The sequence below is a fragment of the Jeotgalibacillus marinus genome (assembly GCF_040801915.1).
GTDB classification, from domain to species: Bacteria; Bacillota; Bacilli; order Bacillales; family Jeotgalibacillaceae; genus Jeotgalibacillus; species Jeotgalibacillus marinus.
On record NZ_JBFMIA010000005.1, the window covers coordinates 176,011 to 182,010 of the forward strand.

Genomic DNA, 6,000 nt, shown 5'->3' on the forward strand with positions numbered 1-6,000 from the left:
CGACTCAACCCAACATTTCACAATTAAATTTGAACATTTTGTGACAATTAAAAATCATCTTCAGTGTGGGAAATAAGAAGAGTTATTTGAAATTACAATCTCCTCTTCATTATTCAAAGCCTTGTCGAACCCAATCGACTATATAAAAATAATGTAAGTTTTGCTATTAAACAATGTATCGAAGCGTCCCGAAACCTGCGCTTGCCCGGGAAATGATTGATCTATTTTCGAGAAATATTTTATCTTTATTCCCGTCCCAATCATGTCGGTCGATAAGGAATAGCTTGTAGAAAAGCAACTCAACCACAATTCATCGCACTCATTAATTTCAGAGGTTGTAAATCACGCGCACGTATCCACTCCATAAACTCCTTCCGCTATCGCTCCAGTCAGACATTTACCGTGGACACTTATCCAAACGTCTAAGCAGGTAGACCAACCACATTCGTAAAGAGCCCCAACAAACTCCATCCAATAACAACGCCAACCAATGCTATAGAACCTGCAAGACAACAAAAACCCTCGCATTTTTTTAAAGAAACAAGGACAACGATAAAAGCAACGATTGAGATAAGAACTAAAGTAATAATCGATAAAATAACACTCAACAACATAACAGAGAAAAACACATTAAAGAAAAATGATACTGATAAAATTAATCCAGCACCAATACCAATTCCCGCCAAAGCAATACCCCCGCCAAGACAACAAAACTTAACATTCTTTTTAACAGCTAATAATGTAAATAGTGATGTACTTAATGCAATAATAAGTAAAACAACCAATGATATAGTAGTGAATATTTCAACAAATTCCGTTAAACTTAAACCGCCCTCGTCTATTACACCAAGAGCAAAAGCAAGGACACCAAATGCGATAGAGGTTATCGCAAGTAAAATACCACTACCTACGCAACAGACCCGATTTTCTTTTTTAAAAGAAAGTACAAGGGCTATTAATGCAAAGCTAGCGATAATAATTAAACTAATGAGCGCTATTGTAAAAAAAATCTCCACATTATTAACAACCAAATACCTCATCTCCTTTTTCATCATTTTATTCAAAAGCTTAATCAATCGAGTTTATGCTTTCACATTCTTCTTGATGCACAATATAAATCAAAAATAAGTAATGATGATTTCAATCCTTACTCGACTTTTCGCTTACATCAAATGGTGCACTTCATCCTATATTTAAATTATTGATTAACGATGGGTAGGTTTTGTTGAGAGGACAAGGAGTGATCGCGCCGTGGTCGATTTTCACGTACGTGGTGCTATGGTGTTCTTGATGAGGTATAGTTGGCAATGTCTTGTCATGCTTGTACATATGTAGGATGAACAGCATTCGGACCTTGTCTGTTTGAAAGAACTCCACAAGCACCGTTAACGAGTTTTGCTTCATTCAATCCCCTCGTTTGCTTAAAAATCGAATTTTCATTCGAAAACAACGTCAATTTAGGGTAAAACCTCAAGTCGTGCGTCCAGTACCGTTCAAAAAATACACCCCGGGCATAGTAGAGGAATTGTCACTACTATGCCCGGGGTGACTTATGAAAATTGATTTCCGATCGAGCAAGATATCTCATTACAAATTAACTGTTTTAAGCTTTAGGAAAGAATGAACCAATTCCCTTCACGAGTGAACCAAATTGTTGGGCTGTGGACATCATTTGCCCAGCAGTTGACATAACTTTATTGACGTCAACTTGCCCTTTTTCTGTTTTAAACACGTCAAGCCATGAAGCATGCTGATTTTCTTGTTGCCCTTGAAAACCTGATTGAACTTTATATGGATTTACACCAGGCCTTCCATGTAGATTCACTGGTATTGACCCCTCCATCGGCTGGTCTACTGGTATTGATCCATTCACCGGAGAGTTAACTGGTATTGCCCCTTCCATCGGCTGGTCCACTGGTATTGATCCATTCACCAGAGGGTTAACTGGTATTGCCCCCTCCATCGGATAGTCTACTGGTATTGATCCATTTCCCGGCGGATTCATCCAGTGTGGTGATGGTGAGAATTGTTGTTGCATATGATTGACATTTCGTGGTGGATAATAAGGATGAATAGGCATTACCTGTTCGAATGGACGGTGATTAGGGTAGCAAACATAATGTGGACTATACATCTACTCACACCCTTTTAGATTAGTGTATTCTAATACTCCTTCTCTGGTTAAGATTTCACCTTCTCAAATATGTGACGAACTTGTTCAATTACAAAAAAGCTTGATTGAACATAACTTTTAAATCGGTTATAGCTCGTTTCTGGGAAAAAGCATTGAACAGTAAGAAGTTCAATATTTTCAACCGTTGCCTTAATTTGATTTGGATGAAGATTTTTTTGGCGGTTCTCAATCAAGAATACCGTCACCTCTTCTCCCCATTTTTTTGAAAGTTGATGCGCAACATCCGCAAAAGGTTTAACTTGTGTAAAAAAATCACCTTTTACTTTCGTTTCTCTTCTACTATCATATTGTTTCTCAGCTTGATCAACGATATCTAGTAGTTGTTTCGTCATGTCAAGCATACCCTTTGTATCATGCATACATAGCACTCCTTTTTTCTCTTTCTTTGTATTGTATCAAAGACAAATTCGTGAGAAAACGAAACCTTTTTCAAAAATATACGTCTGTTATAGTAGACTTTTTGCTGTTGCCGCCCATATAATCATTTTTTTTGAGAACACTATGGATATAACGATCGAAAATGCTCTACACTTCCTAATCTGTTATGATTGTTGATGAGGTGTTAGATATGGAGTTCCGCTATCCGAATGGAAAAAAATTCAAATCCACAGCAAAGTCAAAACAATTTTCTGAAAAAAAATTGCAACGAGAGGCTATTTCTCATGGTAAACGGGGAATGACATTAGAGGAGGATTTGAACGAAACAAATCAATATTACCTTGATGTAGGGAAAGCTGTCATTCACAAAAAACCTACGCCAGTACAAATTGTGAATGTTGATTACCCTAAAAGAAGTGCTGCAGTTATAAAAGAAGCTTATTTCAAACAGGCTTCAACGACAGACTATAACGGGGTTTATCAAGGATTTTACATTGATTTTGAAGCAAAAGAAACACGTAATAAGCAATCATTTCCCTTACAAAATTTTCACGACCATCAGTTATCTCATATGGAACAAGTAGAAAAACATAACGGGATCGCTTTTGTCATCATTCGGTTTTCATTAACGGAGGAGATCTTTTTGTTACCGTACCAATCACTAGAAAAGTACTGGACTCGAATGAAGCAAGGCGGGCGTAAATCAATGACAAAAGAAGAAATCCAACAAAATGGTTATCAAATTTCGTTAGGCATCCAACCTAGAATTGATTATCTTACTATAGTTGATCATCTTTGTAAGTGACAAGATTTTCAGCTCGTTGAAAGAGAGGGACAATATTATGGCTGATTATTCATCCAGAGAAGAAAGAAGGCGGGCAGCTCAAGCCTCCAATAAAAAGAATTCTAAAAAGAAAAAATCAAAGAAATCCATTGTAAAACGAATTATTCTCGTTGTATTTTTACTAGGTTTTGCAGGTTTATTAGGCGGTGGCGCTCTCTTTGCGTATTATGCTGCACAAGCTCCAGAATTAAATGAAGAAGATTTTATTGATCCAATCCCATCACAAGTATACGCCATGAATAATGATGTCATTGGTACGATCGGTACTGAGGATCGCGACCTCGTTAAATACGAAGACATTCCGCCCCTCGTAGAAAATGCCGTACTATCTATTGAGGATGTACGTTTCTATGAGCATAAGGGTGTTGATGCGATTCGACTTGCAGGAGCCGTTCTTGCAAACCTTAAAGAAGGATTTGGTGCTGAAGGTGCAAGTACCCTTACTCAACAGGTTATTAAAAACAGTTTTTTTGAAAAACCTGAGCAAACTCTCGAGCGTAAAGCACAAGAAGCATGGCTTGCTTTTCAACTTGAACGTAAATACGACAAAGAAGAAATTTTTGAGATGTACGTAAATAAAATTTATTACTCTGACGGCACTTATGGGATTAAAACGGCTTCTGAGTATTATTATGACGTTGACTTAAGTGAATTACAACTTCATCAAGCAGCTTTATTAGCGGGGATCCCTCAACTTCCGAATACTTATAATCCATACAATAATCCTGATTTGGCAAAAGAAAGACGAGACACCGTATTAAGACAAATGCAAAAAAACGGGAAGATTTCAGAGCAAGAAATGCAGGATGCAATCGCTCGTGATATTATGGATGGTGTTGTTGATCGTTCTGAAGAATCAGGGCTTATACGAAATAATCAAGCATCTTCAGAACCAAGATATGCAGCATTTATTGATGCGGTAATAACTGAACTGGAAGACAAAGATTTAAACCCTTTTGTAGATGGGCTGAAAATTTATACGACATTAGACCCAGAGGCTCAAACTCAGGTGGAGAACGTTTTAAATGGGGATGTGATTGACTTCCCTGCTGATATGAATGATGAGCAGATACAAGCTGGCATAACCCTTTTAGACACGCAATCTGGGGAAATACGTGCTATCGGGGGTGGACGTGGTTATGGTGAAGAGGGTCGACGAGAGTTTAATTACGCGATTGATTCAAAAGAACGAAGTGTTGGTTCGGCAATCAAGCCATTATTAGATTATGCTCCAGCCATTGAATACTTAGATTGGTCAACCGCAGAAATACTTGATGATGAACGTGGTTTCAAGTACCAAGATGGTGGAGAACCACAAAACTATGACTTACAATTTAAAGGTGAAATTACAATGAGAGAATCCATATATGATTCTAGAAACATCCCTGCAATTAAAACATTAAATGAAGTTGGACATGAAAGAGGTGGAGAATTTTTAACCGGTTTAGGTTTCGACCTAACAGAACCCATATATGAAAGCAGTGCGCTTGGTGTAGCGACTAACACCGTTGGACTTGCAGGTGCCTATGCAGCATTAGGCAACAATGGGGTATACAACGAACCGTATATGGTGACTTCCGTTGAATTCCGTGATGGGTCTTCCATTGATTTCAAATCGGAATCACATATTGCCATGCAAGAGTCAACTGCATACATGATTACTGATATGTTAAAAGATGTCGTTAAAAATTATGGAACAGCACCGGGCGCGAACGTTCCAGGTATACCATTAGCAGCAAAATCAGGAACAACAAACTACACTGATAAAGAAAAACAAGAAAATAATATTCCAGATAGCGGAGCACCCGATTCATGGATGGCTGGCTATACGACACAATATACAGCTGCTGTTTGGTTAGGTTATCCTAATCGAAAAAAGAATTATATGCTCCCAGAAGAAAGACGTGTAACTCAGCAAATTTTTAAAGAAGTCATGCAAGAAGTATCATCAAACGAAACACCAGATGACTTTAAAAAACCTGGAAACGTAGTTTCAGTCGATATTGTAACTGGCTCGAACCCGCCAGTGCTAGCAAGTAAATCCACACCAGCTGATAAAAAAACAACTGAATTATTCATCAGTGGAACGGAACCTACTATTCCATCGACGGAATTCGAAGAGCCAGATTCAGATTTAGCTGCTCCAACAAACCTTCAACAAGAATATGATGAAGAAGCAAGCTCCATCACGCTCACGTGGGATCATGAGCAAGATGAAAATGATGATCGTTCAGTTGAGTTTGAAGTTAGCGTTAGTATCGATGGTGGCGAATCACAAATTTTTAAAACAAAACAAAACGGATTGACCATCGAACAAGTCGATGAAGGTTTCATCTATACTTTTAATGTAGTTGCAATTGCTGGTGATGAACGCAGTGATCCAGCGAGCATTACCGTAGACATGATCCTACGAGAAGATGACGAAGATGAGACGCCACCTGATGACCTAGATGAACCAGGTGATGATGATGAACCAGGTGATGATGAACCAGGTGATGGTGAACCAGGTGATGGTGAACCAGGTGATGGTGAACCAGGTGATGATGAACCAGGTGATGATGAACCAGGTGATGATGAACCAGGT

The 6,000-nt window shown here is 38.4% G+C and carries 5 protein-coding genes; 2 read left to right on the forward strand and 3 right to left on the reverse strand.

The window, feature by feature from the left end; genetic code table 11:
* Positions 1 to 422 precede the first annotated feature (422 nt).
* The 3 genes from AB1471_RS08620 to AB1471_RS08630 all read right to left on the reverse strand — a co-directional run bounded on the left by AB1471_RS08620 (position 423) and on the right by AB1471_RS08630 (position 2,553).
* Entirely contained in the window at positions 423 to 1,031 is a 609-nt protein-coding gene (locus AB1471_RS08620) for a hypothetical protein (protein ID WP_367779345.1), read from the reverse strand.
* Positions 1,032 to 1,603: 572 nt separating this feature from the next.
* The gene (locus tag AB1471_RS08625; protein ID WP_367779346.1) at positions 1,604 to 2,134 is read right to left on the reverse strand and encodes a YppG family protein; all 531 of its coding nucleotides are present in this window, start codon (positions 2,132 to 2,134) and stop codon (positions 1,604 to 1,606) included.
* 47 nt (positions 2,135 to 2,181) lie between these two features.
* Positions 2,182 to 2,553, reverse strand: a complete 372-nt coding sequence (locus tag AB1471_RS08630) for a DUF1798 family protein (RefSeq protein ID WP_367779347.1) — start codon at positions 2,551 to 2,553, stop codon at positions 2,182 to 2,184.
* Positions 2,554 to 2,762: 209 nt separating this feature from the next.
* Between AB1471_RS08630 and recU the strand changes: the two genes are divergently transcribed.
* Positions 2,763 to 3,377, forward strand: a complete 615-nt coding sequence (recU, locus tag AB1471_RS08635) for a Holliday junction resolvase RecU (protein ID WP_367779348.1) — start codon at positions 2,763 to 2,765, stop codon at positions 3,375 to 3,377.
* 37 nt (positions 3,378 to 3,414) lie between these two features.
* Positions 3,415 to 6,000: transglycosylase domain-containing protein (locus AB1471_RS08640; protein ID WP_367779349.1), on the forward strand; the 2,586-nt coding region annotated here is incomplete at its 3' end.

Coding starts and splice junctions, on each gene's coding strand:
- AB1471_RS08630 (WP_367779347.1), bottom strand. CDS start 2,553: ATGCATGATACAAAGGGTATGCTTGACATGACGAAACAACTACTAGAT.
- AB1471_RS08625 (WP_367779346.1), bottom strand. CDS start 2,134: ATGTATAGTCCACATTATGTTTGCTACCCTAATCACCGTCCATTCGAA.
- recU (WP_367779348.1), top strand. CDS start 2,763: ATGGAGTTCCGCTATCCGAATGGAAAAAAATTCAAATCCACAGCAAAG.